Source organism: Actinokineospora sp. (assembly GCF_052390155.1).
GTDB lineage: Bacteria > Actinomycetota > Actinomycetes > Mycobacteriales > Pseudonocardiaceae > Actinokineospora.
On sequence record NZ_JBQTHF010000055.1, the window covers coordinates 21914 to 40528 of the forward strand.

Below are 18615 nucleotides of genomic sequence, written 5' to 3' on the forward strand. Positions count from 1 at the left end.
TCAGGCTTCGTGCTGGCCGGGTCGGGCGGTGGCCTCGTGCTCGCCGACCGGGTCGATCTCGGCGTCGAACGGGTCGACCACGTCGGCGATCTCGCCGAGGCCGCGCAGCAGCCGCTCCAGCCGTGACGGGGTGGAGTTGGGCGCGGCCGCGGCGAGCACCCACCCGTTCTCGATCCAGGCGACCGCGATGTCCTGGCCGATCTCCTCGGTGGCGTCCACCAGGTCGGGGGTGATCAGCGCGCGGGCGCCCGCGATGTCGGAGACGAAGGCGTAGCGCTGGCCGACCGGGCCGAGCAGCTCCGGCATGTGCTCGCGCTGGAACGGCGTGCTCGGCACCCACAGCTCGACCACGACCGGGTGCACCCGGCGGCACTGCACGGCGGCGATCACGGTGTTGACCCGCCCGCCCGCCTCCAGGTCGAACACGTACACCCGGCGCCTGCCGTCCGCGGTGAACGTCGAGCCCGCGACGACGTCCCTGGCCACACCGTCGCCGTAGTAGGCGACCGCGCCGCCCGTCCACTGGGTGGGCAGCACGTGGTCGGTCTCGGCGAACTGCCAGCCGCGCAGCGCGGCCCAGCGCCTGCGCTCGCGGTTGCGCGAGGTGAGCCGCGCGCGATCACGCAGCAAGAAGGCGCCGCCCGCGACGAACGCGACCGCCGCGACGACGAACCAGACCCACGCGGGAATGCCCACGTCCAGCAGCGTAGTCGTCCCGGCGCGTGGTTCAAGATCACAGGGGGCGTGGCTCGTCCGGTTTCGGGGATGTCGACCTCCCACTAGCGTGGTGTCCATGCCCACCGCGCTCATCACCGGGGCCACCGCCGGCATCGGCGCGGCCTTCGCCACCAGACTCGCCGCCGACGGCTACGACCTCGTGCTGGTCGCCCGCACCACCGAGCGGCTCAAGGAGGTGGCGGCCGAGTTGACCGCGGCGCACGGGGTGGCCGTGCAGGCGATGACCGCCGACCTCGCGACGACGCGGGCCCGCAAGCGGGTCGAGGATCGGCTCGCTGACCCGGACCGGCCGATCGACCTGCTGGTGAACAACGCGGGCTTCGGCACCCGCGGCGCGTTCGCCGAGGCCGAGCCGGAGTGGTTGCAGTCCCAGCTCGACGTCAACGTCACCACCGTGCTGCGGCTCACCCGGGCCGCGCTGCCCGGCATGCTGGCGCGCGGACACGGCGGCGTGATCAACGTGTCCAGCGTGGCGGGGTTCTTCCCGGCCACCGGGGCCGCCTACGGCGCCACGAAGGCGTATGTGACCGCGTTGTCCGAGGGCCTGGCCGCGAACCTCGCGGGTACCGGCGTCCGGGTTGTCGCGCTGTGCCCGGGTTTCACCCACACCGAGTTCCACCAGCGCGCGGGCGACGACATGTCCGCGCTACCTGATTTCCTCTGGCTCGACGCCGACCGCGTGGTTGCCGACTGCCTCGACGACCTGCGCCACGGCCGCAGCCGCTCGGTCCCCGGCCTGCAGTACAAGGCCATGATCGGCATCGGCCGACTCCTCCCGCGCGGCCTGATGCGCGTGCTGTTGACGCGAGCCGCGGCGGGGCGGGACCGGGGCTGATCTCGGACTACGCTCGGGCCATGACGAACCCCCAGCCCGGGTGGTACCCGGAGAATCCTGGTGCGCCGGTCCTGCGCTGGTGGGACGGTACACAGTGGACCAGCCACACCCAGCCCGTCCAGCAGCAGCGCAGTGACGCCAGTGCCTGGGAGGTGCCTCTGCACGGCGCCCACGACCCGGCGAGGCTCAAGGAGCAGCAGCGCCAGGCGGGCGTCGGGCAGGCCGGACAGGGCGGCGGGACGTTGTTCACCGAGCCCGTGCTCGTGGTGAACCAGAAGGTCAAGCTGATCGAGCTGGCCAACGAGTACGCGGTGTTCGACCAGCACGGCCACCAGGTCGGCGCGGTGGTGCAAGTCGGGCAGAGTGCGCTGAAGAAGGTGGCCCGGTTCATCGGCAGCGTCGACCAGTTCCTCACCCACCGGCTGGAGGTGCGCGACGCGCAGGGGCGGGCGGTGCTCGTGCTGACCCGGCCCGCGAAGATCGTCAAATCGCGGGTGGTGGTCGAGCGGCCGGACGGGCAGCCGGTCGGCGAGATCGTGCAGGACAACATGTTCGGCAAGATCCGGTTCTCGTTCCTGGTCAACGGCCAGTCCATCGGCGGGCTGCAGGCCGAGAACTGGCGGGCGTGGAACTTCGCCGTGCTGGACCACACGGGCGCCGAGATCGCCCGGATCACCAAGACGTGGGAGGGCTTCGCGAAGACGATGTTCACCACGGCCGACAACTACGTCGTGCAGATCCACCGGCGGCTGGTCGACCCGCTGGCCAGCCTCGTCGTCGCGTCCGCGCTGACCGTCGACACGGCGCTCAAGCAGGACGATCGCGGCTTCGGCTGATCCGCATGACAGACTTCGGACCCGTGCGAACCGCCCCGAGTGCTGACATCTCCGCCAAGCGTGACCTTGCCCGCCTGGTGACGGAACTGGCCGTGGTCCACGGCCGCGTGACGCTCGCGTCCGGCAAGGAGGCCGACCACTACGTCGACCTGCGCCGGGCCACCCTGCACCACGCGGCGGCGCCGCTGATCGGCACGCTGCTGCGCCAGATCACCGCCGACTGGGACTACGTCGCCGCGGGCGGGCTCACCCTCGGCGCCGACCCGGTGGCGCTGGCCATGCTGCACGCCGCCGCGGCGGCAGGCGAGGTGCTCGACGCGTTCGTGGTGCGCAAGGACACCAAGACGCACGGGATGCAGCGCCGGATCGAGGGCATCGAGGTCGCCGGGCAGCGGGTGCTCGCCGTGGAGGACACCTCGACCACGGGCGGCAGCGTGCTCACCGCGGTCGACGCGCTCGCCGAGGCGGGGGCCACCGTCGTCGGGGTGGCCACCGTGGTCGACCGGGGCACCGGCGCCCGCGAGGCGATCGAGGCACGCGGCCTGCCCTACCGCTACCTGCTCGATCTGGCCGACCTCGGCCTGGCGTAATCCCCGGTCGAATCCCTGACCGCCGGGTACCGTGGGCGGTGCTCACCGCGATGCCGGTGGTTGGGGAGGTGGCCGGATGGCCGGTGTGCTTGCCGCCGCGACGATGGTCGTGCATTTCGGGGCGCTGCTCTACATCGGCCTCGGCGGGTTCCTCGCCTGGAAGTGGCCGAAGTCGATCTTCCTGCACGTGTTCTTCGCGGCTTGGGGCGTGCTCGTCAACGTGTTCCCGGTGCCGTGTCCGCTGACCGCGCTGGAGAACCATTTCCGCAGGCAGCAGGGCCTGGGCGACCTGCCGGGCGGGTTCAACGACCACTACATCATCGGCGTGCTGTTTCCCGCGGACTACATTCACGTCGTGGCCGTGGGAGCGCTGGTGCTGTTGGTGGTGTCGTACGCGGGGGCGTACGTGCGGTGGCGCGGCCGCCGCGTCGACGCGGACGCGATGGTCGCCGCCCGGTGACCGATGAGCACGGCCCGACCGAGTGGGTGTTCGGCGAACCGGTCGGTGTCGGCCCCTGGCCGGGCGAGTGGCCGACGGACCCGCGGTACGACCCGGAACTCCTGGCGCAGGGCGACCGCCGCAACGTGGTCGACGCCTACCGCTACTGGCGCCGCGCCGCCGTGGTCGCCGACCTGGACGAGCGCAGGCACGAGTTCCACGTCGCCATCGAGAACTTCCAGCACGACCACAACATCGGCACTGTCGTGCGCACGGCCAACGCCTTCGCCGCCCGCGCGGTGCACATCGTCGGGCGACGCCGCTGGAACCGGCGCGGTGCCATGGTGACCGACCGCTACCAGCACGTCGACCATCACCCCACGGTCGAGTCCCTGCTGGCCTACGCCGCCGCCGATGGCCTGGCCGTGGTCGGTGTCGACAACACCCCGGGCGCCGTCCGCATCGAGGCGACGGTGCTGCCCCGGCGGTGCGTCCTGCTGTTCGGGCAGGAGGGGCCCGGCCTCACCGAGGAGGCCCGCAAGGGCGCCGATCTGCTGGTGTCCATCGCCCAGTTCGGCTCCACCCGCTCGGTCAACGCGGGCGTGGCCGCGGGCGTCGTCATGCACGCCTGGATCCGCGACCACGCCGACCTCGCCGACGCCTGGTAGTTGTCCATAGAGGACAGTCAGGCCGGTGTCACCTCGACCGGAATTCCGTTCAGCACAGCGGTTCCCGACAGCGCGTCCACCAGCAAGTCGTCCGCCAGGACGTTCGAGTTCACCCCGGGGTGGGCGGCCGCGACCGCCGTCCGGGCGCCGGGCGCGTCGTGGCCCCAGCCGTGCGGAATGCTGATCACGCCGGGGCGGATGGCGTCGGTGATCTCCACCGGCACCACCACCTTCCCGGCCCGCGACCGCACCACCGCCGCCGCGCCGTCGGCCAGGCCGAGTCGGGCGGCGTCGGTCGGGTGCACCTGGGCGGTGCACCGATTCTTACCGCGCACCAACGGTTCCAGGTTGTGCATCCACGAGTTGTTCGACCCGAGCTGGCGCCGCCCGATCAGCACCATCTGTCCATTCGGGACGGTTGCCAGCTCGGCGCGCAGCCGCGGCACGTCGCCGACGATCGCGGCGGGCGCCAGCTCGACCAGACCGCTCGGCGTGGCCAGCACGTCCGGGATTCGCGGGCGCAGCGGGCCGAGGTCGACCCCGCCGCGAGCGGCCTCCAGGTCGGCCAGGGTCAGGTCGTAGGGGCCGCCGCGCAACAGGATGTCGATCAGCCGCTCGGGCCCGGTCCGCCCAACGGGCACCTCGACGCCCGCGCGCTTGGCGAACTCGGCCGCCACGAACTCGTCCATCGCGTCGACGTCGGCAGCGGGGCCCTGTCCGGTCGCGATTCCGGTCAGCGCAAGGATTGTGCGCCACTCCTGGGGCAGGTCCGAGGTCAGCGGCGCCGCCGCCCAGTTGGCCACGTTGTGCACCGCGAACTGGTAGAAGACCAGGTCGTAATGCGGCCGCTCCAGCGGCGACGGCCCGGGCAGGATCACGTCCGCGTGCCGGGTCGTCTCGTTGAGGTACATGTCCATCGACACCATGAAGTCGAGCTGTGCCACCGCTTCCGCGAGCTTGCCCGCGTTCGGCGTGCTCAGGCACGGGTTGCCGCACACCGTGATCAGCGCCCGCACCTGCCCATCGCCGGGCGTGCCGATCTCGTCGGCCAGGGTGGCGACCGGCAGTTCGCCCATCACCTCGGGCAGGCCGCGGACCCGGCTGTGCCAGCGACCGTGCGTGAACCCGCGCCGCCGTCCTTTTTGGACATTCGCCTGGCCTGCCGCCGCGAGCGGGAACATCGCGCCGCCGGGTCGGTCGAGGTTTCCAGTGAGCACGTTGAGCACGTCGACCAGCCAGCTCGCCAGGGTGCCGAACGCCTGCGTGGTGGTGCCGATCCGGCCGTACACCGCGGCAGACGGCGCCGCCGCCAGTTCACGCGCCATCCGGCGGATTTCCGCCGCCGCGATCCCGGTGACCGGCTCGACGGCGTCCGCGGTGAACGGCTCGGCCAGCGCGCGCACCTCCTCGACGCCCGTCACGTGGTCGGCGAGGTGCCCCAGCGACACCAGGTTCTCCGCGAACAGCGTGTTGACCAGCGCGAACAACAGCAGCGCGTCGGTGCCGGGGCGGATCGCGTGGTGTTCGTCGGCCTGCTCGGCGGTCCGGGAGCGCTTCGGGTCGACCACGACGATCCGGCCGCCGCGCTCGCGAATCGCCCGCAGCCGCCCGCGCGCGTCGGGCGCGGTCATCAGGCTTCCGTTGGACACCAACGGGTTCGCGCCGAGAAGCAGCAGGTGCGCGGTGCGCTCCAGGTCGGGGACCGCGACGCTCATCGGGTCGCCGAACAGATAGCCCGCGGCGAAGTGCTTGGGCGTCTGGTCGACGGTGCTCGCGGAGTAGAAGTTCTTTGTTCCCAACGCCTTGTAGAGCGCCCGGCCGTAGAGCGTGATCGAGGTGTTGTGCACGGCCGGATTGCCGACGTAGAGCGCGACCGCGTCCTTGCCGTGCTCGGCGAGGATCGGCGTCAGCCGCGCGTCGATCTCGGCGAACGCCTCGTCCCAGGTCGCCGGGTGCCACTCGCCGTCCCGCTTGATCATCGGCTCGCGCAACCGGTCCGGGTCGTGGTGCAGGGCGCCGATCGAGGCGCCCTTCGGGCAGATATACCCGCGGGAGAACACATCCGCCGCGTCGCCCCGCACGCCGACCACCCGGTCGCCGTCGAGGGTGACGTCGAGGCCGCAGGTGGCCTCGCACAGTGCACACGTGACCTGCTCGGTTCGCATCAAGTACCGCCCCTTCGCCCCGCACCCGGGTGAGTAACCCAATCTCCTCGTCGCCGCCGGAGAATTCAAGCAATGCCCACGACCCGGTGAATCACCCCTCCGGGGGCACATCAGGACCGGTCCAGCCGCCACGATGGTGCGGTGACCAGTGGCACGGAGTACGCCGAGGGGGCCGCCGAGCGGTCCCCGCAGCTCTGGGCCGCCCGCTCGGGGGTCGCCGAACGGGCCGTGCAGGCCCGCCACCTGCGCCGGGTGTGGGCCTGGCCCGGCACCCGGCTCGGCGTCGCGGCCTGGCCGCCGACCACCGGCCAGCGGCTGCATCTGCACTGGAACTACTGGTGGCAGGCGCACCTGCTCGACTGCCTGCTCGACGCGCACAGCCGCGCGCCCACCCCGGCCCGTGCCCGGCTGGTGCGCCAGCTCGTGCGCGGCATCAGGATGCGCAACTTCCGGCAGTGGACCAACGACTACTACGACGACGTCGCCTGGCTCGGCCTCGCGCTGCTCCGCGCCGCCGACGACCTCGGCCTCGACGCGGGCTCCGCGCTCGCCGACATCACCGCCCAGCTCCGCGAGGGCTGGACCGACCACGGCGGCGGCGGCATCTGGTGGCGCCGGGGGGACACGTTCAAGAACGTCCCCGCGAACGGCCCGGCCGCGATCCTGCTGTCGCGCGCCGGTCGGGAGCGCACCGACCGGCAGCGGGCCCGCTCGATGACCGAGTGGATGGCGCAACGCCTGCTCGACCCGGCCACCGGCCTGCTCTGGGACGGCCTGCACGTCGCGCCGGACGGCTCGGTGCGCGACCTCGTCAAGATCAGATACACCTACTGCCAGGGCGTCTACCTCGGCGCCTGCGTCGAACTGGCCGACGGCGACACCTCCGGGGTGTGGGCGGGCCGGGCCGAGCGCACGGTGCGCGCCGTCGCCGACCACCTCGCCGTCGCCGGCGTCCTGCCAGGTCAGGAAGGCGGCGACGGCGGCCTGTTCGCGGGCATCCTCGCCCGCTACCTGGCGCTGTCGGCGGTCCGGTTGCCGGACGCGGCGGGCGACGTGGCCACGCGGCTCGTGTTCGACTCGGCGGACGCCGCCTGGCGCAACCGCGCGGTCGCCCCCTCGGGCCCGCTGTTCGGCCCGGAGTTCAGCCGCCCGGCGGTCACCCCGCGCGGCCCGCGCGATCGGCGGGTCGGGCGGGACCTGTCGGTGCAGCTCTCGGGCTGGATGGTGCTGGAGGCGGCGGCGCTGCTGGAGAGGCGTGCAGGCATGTCGCCATGAGCCGAGCCGGCGAGCGAATCGGTGTCACAGGGCGTCCGCGAGCGGGCGTCACCGAGGGATAGTAACGAGCGTGCTGTTGGTCACGGGCGCCAGCCGGGGTGTCGGCGCGGCGGTGCGAGATCCCGGGCGCACCGGCCCGCTCGGCGCGGATCTGATCGCGTAGGTACCGGCCCAAGCCCCGCAACGAGGGCATGATCTTCAGATGGGCACGACCCGCCGTCGCCATGGGGCATCACGGCCTCAAGGTCGACAGACCCGCTGCCGATCACCTTTCAGGGCATCGAAACGCGTGGCGAGTCGGTCCGATCTGGTGCTCGTCAGGGGGATTCGCGTGTCGGTCGAGGACCTTGCCGCCGAACTTCGAACTGTACGCAGTGCCTTGGAGCTACCGCAGGTGCATTACGCCATGGACGCAATCGCCCAGGCTCGCGACACACTCGCCACGGTCGCGCAGGGTTCACAGGCACCCGACCTGCACCCGTCCGCCGCTCAACTGGAGCACGGGCGGCTGCAAGCCGAGCAGGCATACGACCTGGTCGCCCAGGTTCGGGTGATCGTGCAGGGCTATCTGGCCCGCATCGGGGCACAGGGTTCGCCGACGGTGGCGACGGCGAGCACTGCGCCGCCGCGTGCGGGTAGCCCCGGCTGGTTCGTGCCGCGCCCGCAGGTCGGCGGCGAACGAGTCCAGCGGATTCTCCGCGAGTTGCCTCCTCAGGTGCCCAAGCCGAATCCAAGCGGCAAGAAGACGCACGGCAGGCTGCTGGACGGAGACACGGCCACGGCGATGGTCAGCGGCCATGACGAGGATTCCGCCGAGGTATCGCGACTGCTCAAAAAGCGAGTATACCCCCGAACGGTGAACTTGCCGTGGTGACGCATGTGGAGATGAAGGCAGTTGTCCGCATGATCAGGGCGGGAACGAAACACGCCGAAATCGCCGTCAACAACGTCCCTTGTCCAGGTCTTCTCGGGTGCGGCAAACTTCTTCCGGTAATATTGCCCGCTGGGTACTCGCTTACGGTTCACGGCCCGGGTTACAAAAAGACGTTCACGGGAGGAAAGACATGGTCGAGCTAGCGATCTGGTACGACCAGGACGCCGAAAGCGACTACGCAGAAGGTGATCCCGCCATCCTTGCGCGCACCGCAGCCGAGTTGGACACCCTTATCGACCGTGTTCTCGCCGAAACCAGACAGCATCGTTGTCCCGCGATGATCCAGGTCGGAATCAACGGCAACAGCGGGCTGCCGATTCTCGAAGTCGGTCTCGGCGAGACCAAGGGATTCATCACCTACCACGCCGAGGACGGAGGTAGCACCAAAGGCGACGGGAATCCCGACCGGTTTGTCGAATACGTCTACGTCGGTAATCTCAGCGAGATACGTTCGGATATCGAAGTGTCGATCGAGGATGTCCGTCGAGGACTGCACGAGTTCATGTCGACCGGCAGACGACCGACAGTCATCCGCTGACCGGGGGAGTCGGTCAGGTCCGCGGCAACGGGTCGCTCTCCCGCATCGACCGTGTCATCTCTGGTTGCCGGGGTATCTGATGGTAAATCGGGGCGGCCACGACACGAACTGACGCCGACGTCCGCAGGCTAGAAACCGCCCGAAATGGGAAGGACTGCTCCGGTGACGAACGAGGCGGCGGGACTGAGCAGCCAGGCCACCCCTTCGGCGATTTCCGCAGGTTCCCCAGCGCGCCCCAGCGGAATTCTCGGCGCCAGCCGTTGCGGTCGGTCTGGCATGCCTGCGGCGGCGTGCAGGTCGGAGTGGATCAGGCCGGGGGCCACCACATTCACCCGGATTCCCCGGTCGGCAACCTCCTGGGCTACGCCGAGTGAGAGAGTTTCCAGAGCTGATTTGCTGGCCGCGTAGTGAACCCATTCGCCCGGCGACCCGCGCCGAGCGGCGGTGCTGGACACCGTGATGATCGACCCGCCGTCGGTGAGTCTCGCGAGGGCCGCTTTGACGCAAAGGAACGCCCCTATGACGTTGACCTCGAAGACACGGCGAACCGTCGCCACACTCTGCTCTTGCAGCCGTCCAGGTGTGTTGCCCGTGATACCCGCGTTGGCGACGAGCGCCACGAGCGGACCGAGGTCGGCAGCCCGCTCGAACAACGCCCGCACCTGATCCTCGTCCGACACGTCTGCCTGAACCGCGATCGCTTTCCTGCCGACCGACCTGACGTCGGCAGCTACGGCCTCGGCCGCGCCGGTGTTCGCCGCGAAGTTGACGACGATGTCGAAGCCGTCCTTGGCGGCTCGGCGGCAGATCGCCGCACCTATGCCCCGCCCGCCGCCGGTAACCACGAGAACACCCATTGGCCATTGGACCACGGCGGGCTCCCCGGGCGTGGCGCCCAGTTGCGGGCCGGTGAGCCGGGGCAGCGCGGAGGGCGTGGTGCGGCTGCTCAGCCCGGCAATGTCGTTCGTGGCCTGCGCGGTGCCGCCGTGATCCACGGACGCGGCCCAGTCCTTTCCGTGCACTGGTTTAGTCCAGACGCGAAATGCGGTTCGCCGCACCGGGTGGCCGGCTACTTGGCTATCGCATGCCGTCGACGTGACGGTCAATCATCTGGAGGAGAGCGAAATGCGCAACAAGCTCCGTAGGGGGATCATCGCGCTGGCCGCGGTGGCTGCCGGAGCCACCACGGTGGTACTGGTCAACGGGACCGCTGAGGCACAGGTGTGCCTGACCAACAGCCCGACCCCGATCTACAACCAGATCAACGGGTCCTACCTGCTCACGTTGAGCGCGGGCCGCGGCTTCCGCATCTCCGGCGGCGCGGGCGGCGACGGCGGCATGACCTGGTACCGCGGTCACGGCGCCGAGCGGCCCGATGTCGAGGGCTGGGTGCGGGCGGGACACATCTCCTGCTGATCCCTGTCGAGCCCCGGTGACCGCGGTGGTCACCGGGGCTCGGTGCACCCACAGGAGCCGCGGTGAAGCAGGTCCGGGGGCAGCAGCACGGTCTCGGGCGCGCGGTCGCGGTCGGCCAGGCGCGCCAGCAGCAGCCGGACGGCGGTGCGGCCGATCTCGCCGACCGGGTGCGCCATCGTGGTGATCCCCGGGTCCACCACCTCGGCCCAGTCGACCTCGTCGTGGCCGACCAGCGCGAGATCGGCGCCGATGCGCAGCCCGTGCGCGTGGGCCTCGCGGTACGCGCCCGCCGTCATGGCGCCGTTCCCGGTGATCACCGCGGTCGGGCGCTCGGGCACGGTGAGCAGCCTGCGCATCGCCAGCACGCCGTCCGCGTGCGTCGCGCCGCCGCCCGCGACCAGGTTCGAGTCCCACCGCAGGCCCGCGCGGCCTAGGCCGAGCCGGTAGCCCAGGGTGCGTTCCTCGCTCGCCGTCATCCACTCGACGCCGCTGATGAAGCCGATGCGGCGGTGTCCGGCGGCGGCCAGGTGCGAGACCAGCGTGGAGGTGGACTGGATGTTCTCCGGGCCGACCTGGTCGAGCTTGATCTTGTGGGACACCCGGTCGACCAGCACCGCGGGCACGTCCGTGCGGGCGAGCTGTTCGAGGGTGGCCGTGTCGCCGGGCGCCGGGGTGAGCAGCATGCCGTCGACCCGGCGGGCCTGCAGCTTGCGCACCGCCGCCCGCTCGCCGTCCTCGGCGTCGAGGGTGTCACCGAGCAGGATGGTGTAGCCCTCGGCGCTGGCCTCGGCCTCGATGGCGTGGATCAGCTCCGCGAGGTGCGGGTTGGCCAGCAGCGACATGGCCACGCCGATCGACCTGGTGCCGCCGGTGACCAGGGACCGGGCGATCGCGTTGCCGGTGTAGCCGGTGGACTCGATCGCGGCCTGCACCCGGTCGCGCGTCGCGGCGGCCACCGGCCTGGTCTCGTTGACGACGTGTGAGACGGTGCTGATCGAGACGCCCGCCAGCTTGGCGACGTCCTCCATGGTGGCCACGGCGCTGTCAGCTCCCACCTGTTGGCAAACGTTTGCGCGAACCCTACCGACCCGGAAGGAACACCCATGCGGCGGGAGCCGACCTTCACCGACCTCGTCGCGCGCGCGGACGCGCTCGCCGTGCCGGGGCGTCGGCGGATCCTCGGCATCGCCGGTGCGCCGGGCGCGGGGAAGTCGACCCTGGCGGCCCGGCTGGCGGCCGCCCTGGGCGACCGGGCCGCCCTTGTCGGCTTGGACGGCTTCCACCTCGCCCAGGCCGAACTCGACCGACTCGACCGCGCGGAGCGCAAGGGCGCCCCGGACACCTTCGACGCCGACGGCTACGTCGACTTGCTCCGCAGGCTACGGACCAGCACCGACAAGATCGTCTACGCGCCCGAGTTCCGCCGCGAGATCGAGGAGCCGGTGGCCAACGCGGTCCCCGTGCCGCGCGCGGTGCCGCTCGTCATCACCGAGGGCAACTACCTGCTGGTCTGGCCCGCCGTCCGGCCGCTGCTCGACGAGGTCTGGTACCTCGACTCCGACCCGGAGCTGCGGCGGAAACGCCTGTTCGACCGACACGTCGCCTATGGCAGGACCGCCGAGCAGGCCAGGGACCGCACGGACGGATCGGACGAGCGCAACGCCCGGCTGGTGGCCTCGACGGCGGGCACGGCGGACCTGGTCCTGCGCGCTACTCCGTGATCAGGATCTTGTCGACCGGCCGGTGGATCTCCTGGCGGTAGCGCCAGATGCCCCAGACCGTGCCGAAGACGAAGAACGCGACGCTGCCCACCAGCGCGGCCGTCTTGAGCCACGGGAAGTCGTCGAGCAGGCCCGCGGCGTAGTAGCCGATCAGGACCAGCGTCGGCACCCAGGCCAGGCCGCCGATGGTGGTGGCCAGCGCGAACCGGCGCGGGTCCATCTTCGCCGCGCCCGCGACCAGCGGCGCCAGCGTCCTGATCCACGGAATCCACCTGGCCAGCACGATCGCCCAGAACCCGCGCCGGTCGAGGAACTCGCGGGCTCGGGTCAGGTTGTGCTCGTTGAGCACCTTGCCGCCGCGGCGGGTGATGATCGCGTGGCCGGTCTTCGAGCCGATGTAGTACCCGAGCTGGTTGCCCGCGACGGCGGTGAGGGTGGCCGCGAGCGAGAGCCACCACGCCTGGTGCTCGTGGTTCTGCTGGGCCAGCACGACTCCCGCGGCGAACAACAGGGAGTCACCAGGCAGGAACAGCCCGACGATGAAGGCGCACTCGGCGAAGACGAAACCGAGCACGATGGCCCATACCAGCAGGGGCCCAGCGGATTCGAGCACGCCGAGAGCGGTGGTCACGGACGTAGGCTACGTGCCGCGGTGTTCGTCACGTAGCGGTACCACGGCCTATTCACTGACGCGCCATCCAGACGGAGCCCGCAGGCAGCCGATCCGCTACTGGCCGTCCGGTGAATCCACAGTGGACCGCGCGGGTCGCTTCGCGGTGGTGTCGGCCGGGTCCGGCAGCAGCGCCGCCGCGCCCTCCAGGGCCGCCGACTGCAGGCCGCTGTGCATCCGCAGCGGGATCTCCTTGATGAACAGCGACACCACGACCGCCAGCACCATCACGGCCGCGCCGACCAGGAACACGAGCTGGATCGAGTCGACGAAGCCCTCCTGGAACGGCCGGGCCAGCCGCGGGTCGATCGTCTGCAGGAACGACGAGTCCTGCAGCACGCCACCGCCGCCGCCCTCGCGCAGCGCGTCGAACACCGGCCGGTTCACCGGGTTGTCGCGCACCGCCGGGTCGGTCAGCGCGGCGAGGAACGCGGGCGACTGCGCCGCCGTGCGGAACGCCGCCGCGATGTTGTCCGCGACCGTGCTGAACAGCAGCGACAGGAACACCGCCACGCCGAGCGTGCCGCCGAGTTGCCGGAAGAACGTGGTCGACGCGGTGGCCACGCCCACGTCCCGGAACGGCACCGCGTTCTGCGCCGCCACGGTCAGCGTCTGCATGCAGAAGCCCAGGCCGAGGCCGAACACGGTCATGTAGGCGATCGGCTGACCGATCGGCGAGTCCACGCCGACCGTGCTGAACAGCAGCAGCGCGGCGACCAGCAGTACGGAGCCGATGATCGGGAAGACCTTGTACCGGCCGGTGCGCGAGGTGATCTGCCCGCCCGTGATCGAGGCGGCCATGATGCCCAGCATCATCGGCACCATCAGCAGCCCGGCCTCGGTCGGCGTCATGCCGCGCACGATCTGCAGGTACTGCGGGATCAACGAGATGCCGCCGAACATGCCGATGCCGAGGATGGTGCCCGCGATGATCGTCATGGCGAACGTCGAGGTGCGGAACAGCCGCAGCGGGATCAGCGCCTCGTCCTTCATCGCGCGTTCCACCAGCAGGAACGCCACGAGCCCGACCGCCCCGACGAGGTAGCAGACCAGCGCGCGCGGCGAGCCCCAGCCCCACGGGCGGCCCTGTTCGGCGACCACCAGCAGCGGCACCACGGCGACGGACAGGAAGATCGCGCCGAGGTAGTCGATGCGGTGGTCGCGGCGCTGGTGCGGGACGTTGAGGACCTTGCTGACCACGATCAGCGCCAGCGCGCCGATCGGCACGTTCACCAGGAACACCCACCGCCAGCCGGTGATGCCGAGGATCTCGCCCTGGCCTGCGAAGAACCCGCCGACGACCGGGCCGAGCACGCTCGACGTGCCGAACACGGCGAGGAAGTAGCCCTGGTACTTGGCCCGCTCCCGGGCAGGCACGATGTCGGCGATGATCGTCAGCGCCAGCGACATCAGCCCGCCCGCGCCGAGGCCCTGCAGCGCGCGGTAGGCCGCGAGCTCGTACATCGAGGTGGCCAGCGTGCAGGCGAGCGAGCCGATCACGAACACGGTGATCGCGGTGACGAACAACGGCTTGCGGCCGTAGATGTCGGACAGCTTGCCGTAGAGCGGGGTCGAGATGGTCGCGGTGATCAGGTACGCGGTGGTCGCCCACGCCTGCAGGCTCAGGCCGTTGAGGTCGTCGGCGATCGTGCGGATCGACGTGCCGACGATGGTCTGGTCGAGCGCGGCGAGGAACATGCCGAGCATCAGCCCGGAAAGGATCACCACGATCTGTCGGTGGGTCAGCGTCGAGCTTTCCGCCGTGGGTGCCTGGACGGCCGTCATACCGGTGCTCCCTGGTGGCGCGCGCGCCCGCGTGCACTGGTCCCGAAATGTCTTGTTTGCACTCTACAACTGGTTGCGTTGCCCAAGCATGTACTTTTTCGGCAGCGCACGCAAGCAAGACAGCACGACCGCGTCAGGCGGCCAGGGACTCCGCGAGCGCGCCGCGCAGGAACTCGCCGACCATGCGGATGGCCAGCCTGCCCTCGGGTACGACCGGGAAGAACGCCGGGAAGACGTGCACCTGACCAGGCCAGACCTGGAGCTCGCAGTGCGCCCCGGCCATCCGCATGGCGTTGGCCAGCCGCACCGAGTCGCCGAGCAGGCACTCGGTGTCGCCCGCTTGGATCAGCATCGGCGGCCACCGCCGCTTACTGCCCTTGAGCACGGTGAGCCGCGGATGGGTGACGCCGAACTCGCCCGCGTAGTGCCGGGCGACCTCGCGGGCGCGGTCCGGCGGGATGTACGGGTCGCGGTGGGCGGCGTCGCGCTCGTCGAGCTGCGCGCAGGTCAGGTCGAGGAACGGGGAGAACAGCACGGCCGCGCCGGGCATCACCATGCGCAGCCGGGTCAGGTCGGCCAACAGCCCGGCGGTGATGTGCCCGCCTGCCGAGTCGCCCGCCACGACCACCCGGTCGGCCGGGTAGCCCTGGTCGAGCAGCCAGCGGTACGCCGCCAGCGCGTCGTCTGCCGCGGCGGGAAAAGGGTGCTCTGGGGCGCGGCGGTAGTGCAGCAGCAGCACGGGCAGCCCGCTGGACGCCGACAGCGCGGCAGCCAGGTGCCGGTGGGTGCGCAGCGAGCCGAAGACGAAGCCGCCGCCGTGGATGTAGAGCATCGCGCCCGCGCGCTCGTCGGCCTCGCGGGCGCAGATCCACAGCCCCTTGACGTCGCCGTAGCCGTGCGGTTCGGACACGGCGCGGATCTTCGTCCCGCGCGGCAGCGGGGTGAACCCGACCGCGTCGAACGCCTCGCGGACCAGCCGGAGCTGAGCACCTTGCACCCGCAATCGGTCGGCGACCGGGCGGATGCTGGTGGTCATGAACCGGGCGAGTGCCCGGGCTTGCACGCTGGGACCAGGCAATTCAGTCATCAGGTCAGCCATCACGCACCGCCCCTCCCCGACGCGGGTGTCCACAGTGACACCCACCACACCAACTGTAGGTCAGTGAACGGTCAACCGGTCACCCCTAAAAGTCGCGTTCCGATGACATGTCAGCCCGCTGTCAGCGGGTTACCGTGACTCAGGTGAGCACCGAAACCCTGTTGACCAGACTGCGCGGCACGCTCGGCGTCGACGGTGTGCTCGTCGATCCCGATGTCACCGCCGGCTACCAGCGCGACATGATGCCGCTGGCCCCCTACGGCGCGCCGCTGGCCGTGGTCCTGCCCGCGGACACGGCCCAGGTGCAGGAGGTCGTGCGGGCCTGCGCGGCGCACGGCGTGCCGATCGTGCCGCGCGGCGCGGGCAGCGGGCTCTCCGGCGCGGCCAACGCGGTCGACGGGTGCGTGGTGCTGGTGACCACCCGGATGAACCGGATTTTGGAGATCGACCCGGACAACCGACTCGCCGTGGTCGAGCCGGGCGTGATCAACCTCGATCTGCGCGGCGCCGTGGAGAAGCACGGCCTGTTCTATCCGCCCGACCCGTCGAGCTACGACTGGTGCACCATCGGCGGCAACCTCGCGACCAACGCGGGCGGCCTGTGTTGCGTCAAGTACGGCGTCACCACCGATTCCGTGCTCGGCGTGCAGGTCGTGCTGGCCGACGGCGAGCTGCTCAAAACCGGCCGCCGCACCGTGAAGGGCGTCGCGGGCTACGACCTGACCAAGCTGTTCATCGGCAGCGAGGGCACCCTCGGCGTGATCACCCAGGCCACCGTCGCGCTGCGCCCGCTGCCGCAGGCGCCCGGCACGATGGTGGCCGCGTTCAGTTCCACCGAGGCCGCGGGCGCGGCCGTCAGCCGGATCGTGCGCGAGGGCGTCGTGCCGTCGCTGATGGAGATCATGGACGCCAGCTCGATCGAGGCCGTCGAGGCGTACCTGAAGACCGAACTCGGCGCGGGCAAGGGCTGCGCGGCGCTGCTGATCTGCCAGTCCGACTCCGGTGGCGAGGCCGCGATCCGCGAGCTGACCGTGATCGAACAGGTCTGCGCCGACGTGGGCGCCGAACTCGCCTACACCACCTACGACCTGGCCGAGGGCCAGATGCTGCTCACCGCGCGGCGGGCCGTGCTCACCGCCCTGGAGGTCTATGGCGCCTGGCTCACCGACGACGTGTGTGTGCCGCGTACCCGGATCGCCGAGCTGATCGCGGGCTGTGCGCGGATCAGCGCGGAGGTCGGCCTGCGCATCGCCGTCGTCGGCCACGCGGGCGACGGCAACATGCACCCCACCATCGTCTACGACCCGACCTCGGGCGACGAGTTCGCCCGCGCCCGCCGCGCGTTCGACGACATCCTGGCAGTCGGCCTGGCTCTGGGCGGCACCGTCACCGGCGAACACGGCGTCGGCAAGATCAAACGCGAGTGGCTGGCCCGCGAGATCGGCCCGATCGGCCTACGGGTACATCGGTCGATCAAGACGGCCCTCGACCCGGACAACCTGTTCAACCCGGGCTCGATGTTCGACCTTGGCTAGGCCGCCGCGCGCTTCTTCTCGCGGCGGGCCTTGAGCACCTCGATGATGATCGGGATGATCGACACGAAGACGATGAGCAGGATCATCGCTTCGAGGTTGCTGTGCACGAACGGGATCTGGCCGAGGAAGTAGCCCAGCACGGTCACCCCGGTCGCCCACAGCACGGCGCCGACCGCGGAGTAGACGAAGAACTTGCGCTGGTCCATCCGGCCGACACCCGCGATCGCGGTGATGAACGTCCGCACGATCGGCACGAACCGTGCCAGCACGATCGCCCGCGGCCCGTACTTCTCGAAGAACGCGTGGGTCTTGTCGACGTGCTCGCGCTTGAACAACTTCGAGTCGGGCTTGCTGAACAGCGCCGGTCCCGCTTTCGCGCCGATCCAGTAGCCGACCACGTTGCCGACGAACGCGCACACCGTCAGCAGCACGCACACCAGCCACAGCGGCGCGGGCATCTTGTCGATCGCGACGAACAGGCCCGCGGTGAACAGCAGGGAGTCGCCGGGGAGGAAGAAGCCGAGCAGCAGCCCGCACTCCGCGAAGATGATCAGGCACAGCCCCGGCAGCAGGAACGGGCCCAGGTTGGTGAGGATGACCTCGGGGTCCAGCCAGGCGGGCAGCAACGCGAGGTTCACGGGAAGGTCGGCGCTCACGCCCCCAAGGTACAGGTCGCCCCGGCGCCGCTCGGCCACAGTCCTGCCCGATTGATCCCATTCCGCCGGGTCGGGATTTCCCTGGGCTGGCGGGAAAGTCGGATGAGGAACGTCGGCTGTGGTGGTAGAACGACCGTGTGGATCAACTCACGTGGGCGGTGACCTGGGAGAATGACATCCCGTCCGACGGGCATGCCGCCCTCGCCGGGATGCTGGCCCGCGCGTATCCCCGCCACGTCGAGCTGTTCAGCGGCGAGCGGAGTTGGTACAGCGCTCGCCCGGAAGCGCGGGTCGTCGGCAGTGTCGGGGGGCGGCCGGTCGCGCACCTGGGGCTGTTGCGGCGGTTCCTGCGGGTGTCGGACACCGACGCGAGTCTGCTGGTCGGCGATGTGGGGCTGGTCGCGGTCGATCCAGACTTCCAGCGCACCGGGGTCGGCCGGGCGCTGCTGGACCGCACCAGGCAGGCGATGACCGACTTCGGGCTGTCCTTCGGGTTCCTGACCTGCGGCCCCAAGGTCGTCCCGTTCTACCGCAGCGGCGGTTGGCACCAGGTGGACGGGCAGGTCACCCGCCTGATCGACAAGAACCACCGCACCGAGGTCTACAGCGGCCCGACGATGGTGCTCCCCGTGCACGCCCCGCTCACCGAGTGGCCGCACGGGCACACCGTCGACCGCAACGGCCTCGAAATCTAGTGTCGTGCACCGGAATTTCC

21 protein-coding genes are annotated in these 18615 nt (G+C 70.6%); 13 read left to right on the forward strand and 8 right to left on the reverse strand.

Annotated features, from left to right (window positions below; genetic code table 11):
* Positions 1–696: a hypothetical protein gene (locus tag ACT4N7_RS18920; RefSeq protein ID WP_444830098.1), complete on the reverse strand. Its 696-nt coding sequence runs from the start codon at positions 694–696 to the stop codon at positions 1–3.
* A 97-nt stretch (positions 697–793) separates the two neighbouring features.
* On the opposite strand from ACT4N7_RS18920, the gene ACT4N7_RS18925 reads away from it, so the two are divergent.
* The 5 genes from ACT4N7_RS18925 to ACT4N7_RS18945 all read left to right on the forward strand — a co-directional run bounded on the left by ACT4N7_RS18925 (position 794) and on the right by ACT4N7_RS18945 (position 4106).
* On the forward strand, positions 794–1573 hold the full coding sequence (locus tag ACT4N7_RS18925) for an SDR family NAD(P)-dependent oxidoreductase (RefSeq protein WP_444830099.1): 780 nt from the start codon (positions 794–796) through the stop codon (positions 1571–1573).
* Between the two features lie 20 nt (positions 1574–1593).
* Positions 1594–2409, forward strand: a complete 816-nt coding sequence (locus tag ACT4N7_RS18930) for a phospholipid scramblase-related protein (protein ID WP_444830100.1) — start codon at positions 1594–1596, stop codon at positions 2407–2409.
* A gap of 23 nt (positions 2410–2432) precedes the next feature.
* On the forward strand, positions 2433–2999 hold the full coding sequence (gene pyrE / locus ACT4N7_RS18935) for an orotate phosphoribosyltransferase (protein WP_444830101.1): 567 nt from the start codon (positions 2433–2435) through the stop codon (positions 2997–2999).
* Between the two features lie 76 nt (positions 3000–3075).
* A complete protein-coding gene (locus ACT4N7_RS18940) occupies positions 3076–3459 on the forward strand; it encodes a DUF2784 domain-containing protein (RefSeq protein ID WP_444830102.1) in 384 nt (127 codons plus the stop codon).
* Positions 3456–4106: a TrmH family RNA methyltransferase gene (locus ACT4N7_RS18945; RefSeq protein WP_444830103.1), complete on the forward strand. Its 651-nt coding sequence runs from the start codon at positions 3456–3458 to the stop codon at positions 4104–4106. Before ACT4N7_RS18940 ends, ACT4N7_RS18945 begins: the two co-directional genes overlap by 4 nt.
* Before the next feature lie 17 nt (positions 4107–4123).
* Here ACT4N7_RS18945 and ACT4N7_RS18950 read toward each other — a convergent pair whose 3' ends face one another.
* Entirely contained in the window at positions 4124–6271 is a 2148-nt protein-coding gene (locus ACT4N7_RS18950) for a molybdopterin-dependent oxidoreductase (protein ID WP_444830104.1), read from the reverse strand.
* A 141-nt stretch (positions 6272–6412) separates the two neighbouring features.
* Here ACT4N7_RS18950 and ACT4N7_RS18955 point away from each other — a divergent pair, with 141 nt between their 5' ends.
* From ACT4N7_RS18955 to ACT4N7_RS18970, 4 genes are all read left to right on the forward strand, one after another.
* Entirely contained in the window at positions 6413–7546 is a 1134-nt protein-coding gene (locus ACT4N7_RS18955) for a glycoside hydrolase family 76 protein (RefSeq protein WP_444830105.1), read from the forward strand.
* A 331-nt stretch (positions 7547–7877) separates the two neighbouring features.
* Entirely contained in the window at positions 7878–8420 is a 543-nt protein-coding gene (locus ACT4N7_RS18960) for a hypothetical protein (protein ID WP_444830106.1), read from the forward strand.
* Positions 8421–8431: 11 nt separating this feature from the next.
* Positions 8432–8623, forward strand: a complete 192-nt coding sequence (locus ACT4N7_RS18965; protein ID WP_444830119.1) for a DddA-like double-stranded DNA deaminase toxin — start codon at positions 8432–8434, stop codon at positions 8621–8623.
* The gene (locus ACT4N7_RS18970) at positions 8611–9018 is read left to right on the forward strand and encodes an Imm1 family immunity protein (RefSeq protein WP_444830107.1); all 408 of its coding nucleotides are present in this window, start codon (positions 8611–8613) and stop codon (positions 9016–9018) included. Before ACT4N7_RS18965 ends, ACT4N7_RS18970 begins: the two co-directional genes overlap by 13 nt.
* Before the next feature lie 128 nt (positions 9019–9146).
* Here ACT4N7_RS18970 and ACT4N7_RS18975 read toward each other — a convergent pair whose 3' ends face one another.
* Positions 9147–9875, reverse strand: a complete 729-nt coding sequence (locus ACT4N7_RS18975) for an SDR family NAD(P)-dependent oxidoreductase (protein WP_444830120.1) — start codon at positions 9873–9875, stop codon at positions 9147–9149.
* Between the two features lie 268 nt (positions 9876–10143).
* Here ACT4N7_RS18975 and ACT4N7_RS18980 point away from each other — a divergent pair, with 268 nt between their 5' ends.
* A complete protein-coding gene (locus ACT4N7_RS18980; protein WP_444830108.1) occupies positions 10144–10434 on the forward strand; it encodes a hypothetical protein in 291 nt (96 codons plus the stop codon).
* Positions 10435–10463: 29 nt separating this feature from the next.
* On the opposite strand, the gene ACT4N7_RS18985 is transcribed toward ACT4N7_RS18980, so the two are convergent.
* On the reverse strand, positions 10464–11462 hold the full coding sequence (locus ACT4N7_RS18985) for a LacI family DNA-binding transcriptional regulator (RefSeq protein ID WP_444830121.1): 999 nt from the start codon (positions 11460–11462) through the stop codon (positions 10464–10466).
* A gap of 75 nt (positions 11463–11537) precedes the next feature.
* On the opposite strand from ACT4N7_RS18985, the gene ACT4N7_RS18990 reads away from it, so the two are divergent.
* Positions 11538–12155 (forward strand): nucleoside/nucleotide kinase family protein, encoded by a 618-nt coding sequence (locus tag ACT4N7_RS18990; protein ID WP_444830109.1) that lies wholly within the window; start codon positions 11538–11540, stop codon positions 12153–12155.
* Here the strand turns inward: ACT4N7_RS18990 and ACT4N7_RS18995 are convergent.
* The 3 genes from ACT4N7_RS18995 to ACT4N7_RS19005 form a co-directional block, all read right to left on the reverse strand.
* Positions 12145–12786 (reverse strand): DedA family protein, encoded by a 642-nt coding sequence (locus tag ACT4N7_RS18995; protein ID WP_444830110.1) that lies wholly within the window; start codon positions 12784–12786, stop codon positions 12145–12147. The genes ACT4N7_RS18990 and ACT4N7_RS18995 overlap by 11 nt on opposite strands.
* Before the next feature lie 96 nt (positions 12787–12882).
* Complete coding sequence (locus tag ACT4N7_RS19000; RefSeq protein ID WP_444830111.1) at positions 12883–14610, reverse strand: MDR family MFS transporter; 1728 nt, start codon at positions 14608–14610, stop codon at positions 12883–12885.
* A 133-nt stretch (positions 14611–14743) separates the two neighbouring features.
* Positions 14744–15646 carry an alpha/beta hydrolase gene (locus ACT4N7_RS19005; RefSeq protein WP_444830112.1) on the reverse strand — a complete coding sequence of 301 codons (903 nt, stop codon included), beginning with the start codon at positions 15644–15646 and terminating at the stop codon, positions 14744–14746.
* A 206-nt stretch (positions 15647–15852) separates the two neighbouring features.
* Between ACT4N7_RS19005 and ACT4N7_RS19010 the strand changes: the two genes are divergently transcribed.
* Positions 15853–17244, forward strand: coding sequence for an FAD-binding oxidoreductase (locus tag ACT4N7_RS19010; protein ID WP_444830113.1), 1392 nt, complete (start codon positions 15853–15855; stop codon positions 17242–17244).
* On the opposite strand, the gene ACT4N7_RS19015 is transcribed toward ACT4N7_RS19010, so the two are convergent.
* Positions 17241–17900, reverse strand: coding sequence for a VTT domain-containing protein (locus ACT4N7_RS19015; protein ID WP_444830114.1), 660 nt, complete (start codon positions 17898–17900; stop codon positions 17241–17243). The two genes, ACT4N7_RS19010 and ACT4N7_RS19015, sit on opposite strands and share 4 nt — an antisense overlap.
* 137 nt (positions 17901–18037) lie before the next feature.
* Between ACT4N7_RS19015 and ACT4N7_RS19020 the strand changes: the two genes are divergently transcribed.
* Entirely contained in the window at positions 18038–18595 is a 558-nt protein-coding gene (locus tag ACT4N7_RS19020; protein WP_444830115.1) for a GNAT family N-acetyltransferase, read from the forward strand.
* The last annotated feature ends 20 nt before the right edge of the window (positions 18596–18615 follow it).

Bases quoted from the DNA above. Each gene is read 5' to 3' on its own strand.
- ACT4N7_RS18925 (WP_444830099.1), top strand. From the start codon at position 794: ATGCCCACCGCGCTCATCACCGGGGCCACCGCCGGCATCGGCGCGGCC.
- ACT4N7_RS18930 (WP_444830100.1), top strand. From the start codon at position 1,594: ATGACGAACCCCCAGCCCGGGTGGTACCCGGAGAATCCTGGTGCGCCG.
- ACT4N7_RS18940 (WP_444830102.1), top strand. From the start codon at position 3,076: ATGGCCGGTGTGCTTGCCGCCGCGACGATGGTCGTGCATTTCGGGGCG.
- ACT4N7_RS18950 (WP_444830104.1), bottom strand. From the start codon at position 6,271: ATGCGAACCGAGCAGGTCACGTGTGCACTGTGCGAGGCCACCTGCGGC.
- ACT4N7_RS18965 (WP_444830119.1), top strand. From the start codon at position 8,432: ATGAAGGCAGTTGTCCGCATGATCAGGGCGGGAACGAAACACGCCGAA.
- ACT4N7_RS18970 (WP_444830107.1), top strand. From the start codon at position 8,611: ATGGTCGAGCTAGCGATCTGGTACGACCAGGACGCCGAAAGCGACTAC.
- ACT4N7_RS18975 (WP_444830120.1), bottom strand. From the start codon at position 9,875: ATGGGTGTTCTCGTGGTTACCGGCGGCGGGCGGGGCATAGGTGCGGCG.
- ACT4N7_RS18980 (WP_444830108.1), top strand. From the start codon at position 10,144: ATGCGCAACAAGCTCCGTAGGGGGATCATCGCGCTGGCCGCGGTGGCT.
- ACT4N7_RS18985 (WP_444830121.1), bottom strand. From the start codon at position 11,462: ATGGAGGACGTCGCCAAGCTGGCGGGCGTCTCGATCAGCACCGTCTCA.
- ACT4N7_RS18990 (WP_444830109.1), top strand. From the start codon at position 11,538: ATGCGGCGGGAGCCGACCTTCACCGACCTCGTCGCGCGCGCGGACGCG.
- ACT4N7_RS19000 (WP_444830111.1), bottom strand. From the start codon at position 14,610: ATGACGGCCGTCCAGGCACCCACGGCGGAAAGCTCGACGCTGACCCAC.
- ACT4N7_RS19005 (WP_444830112.1), bottom strand. From the start codon at position 15,646: ATGACCACCAGCATCCGCCCGGTCGCCGACCGATTGCGGGTGCAAGGT.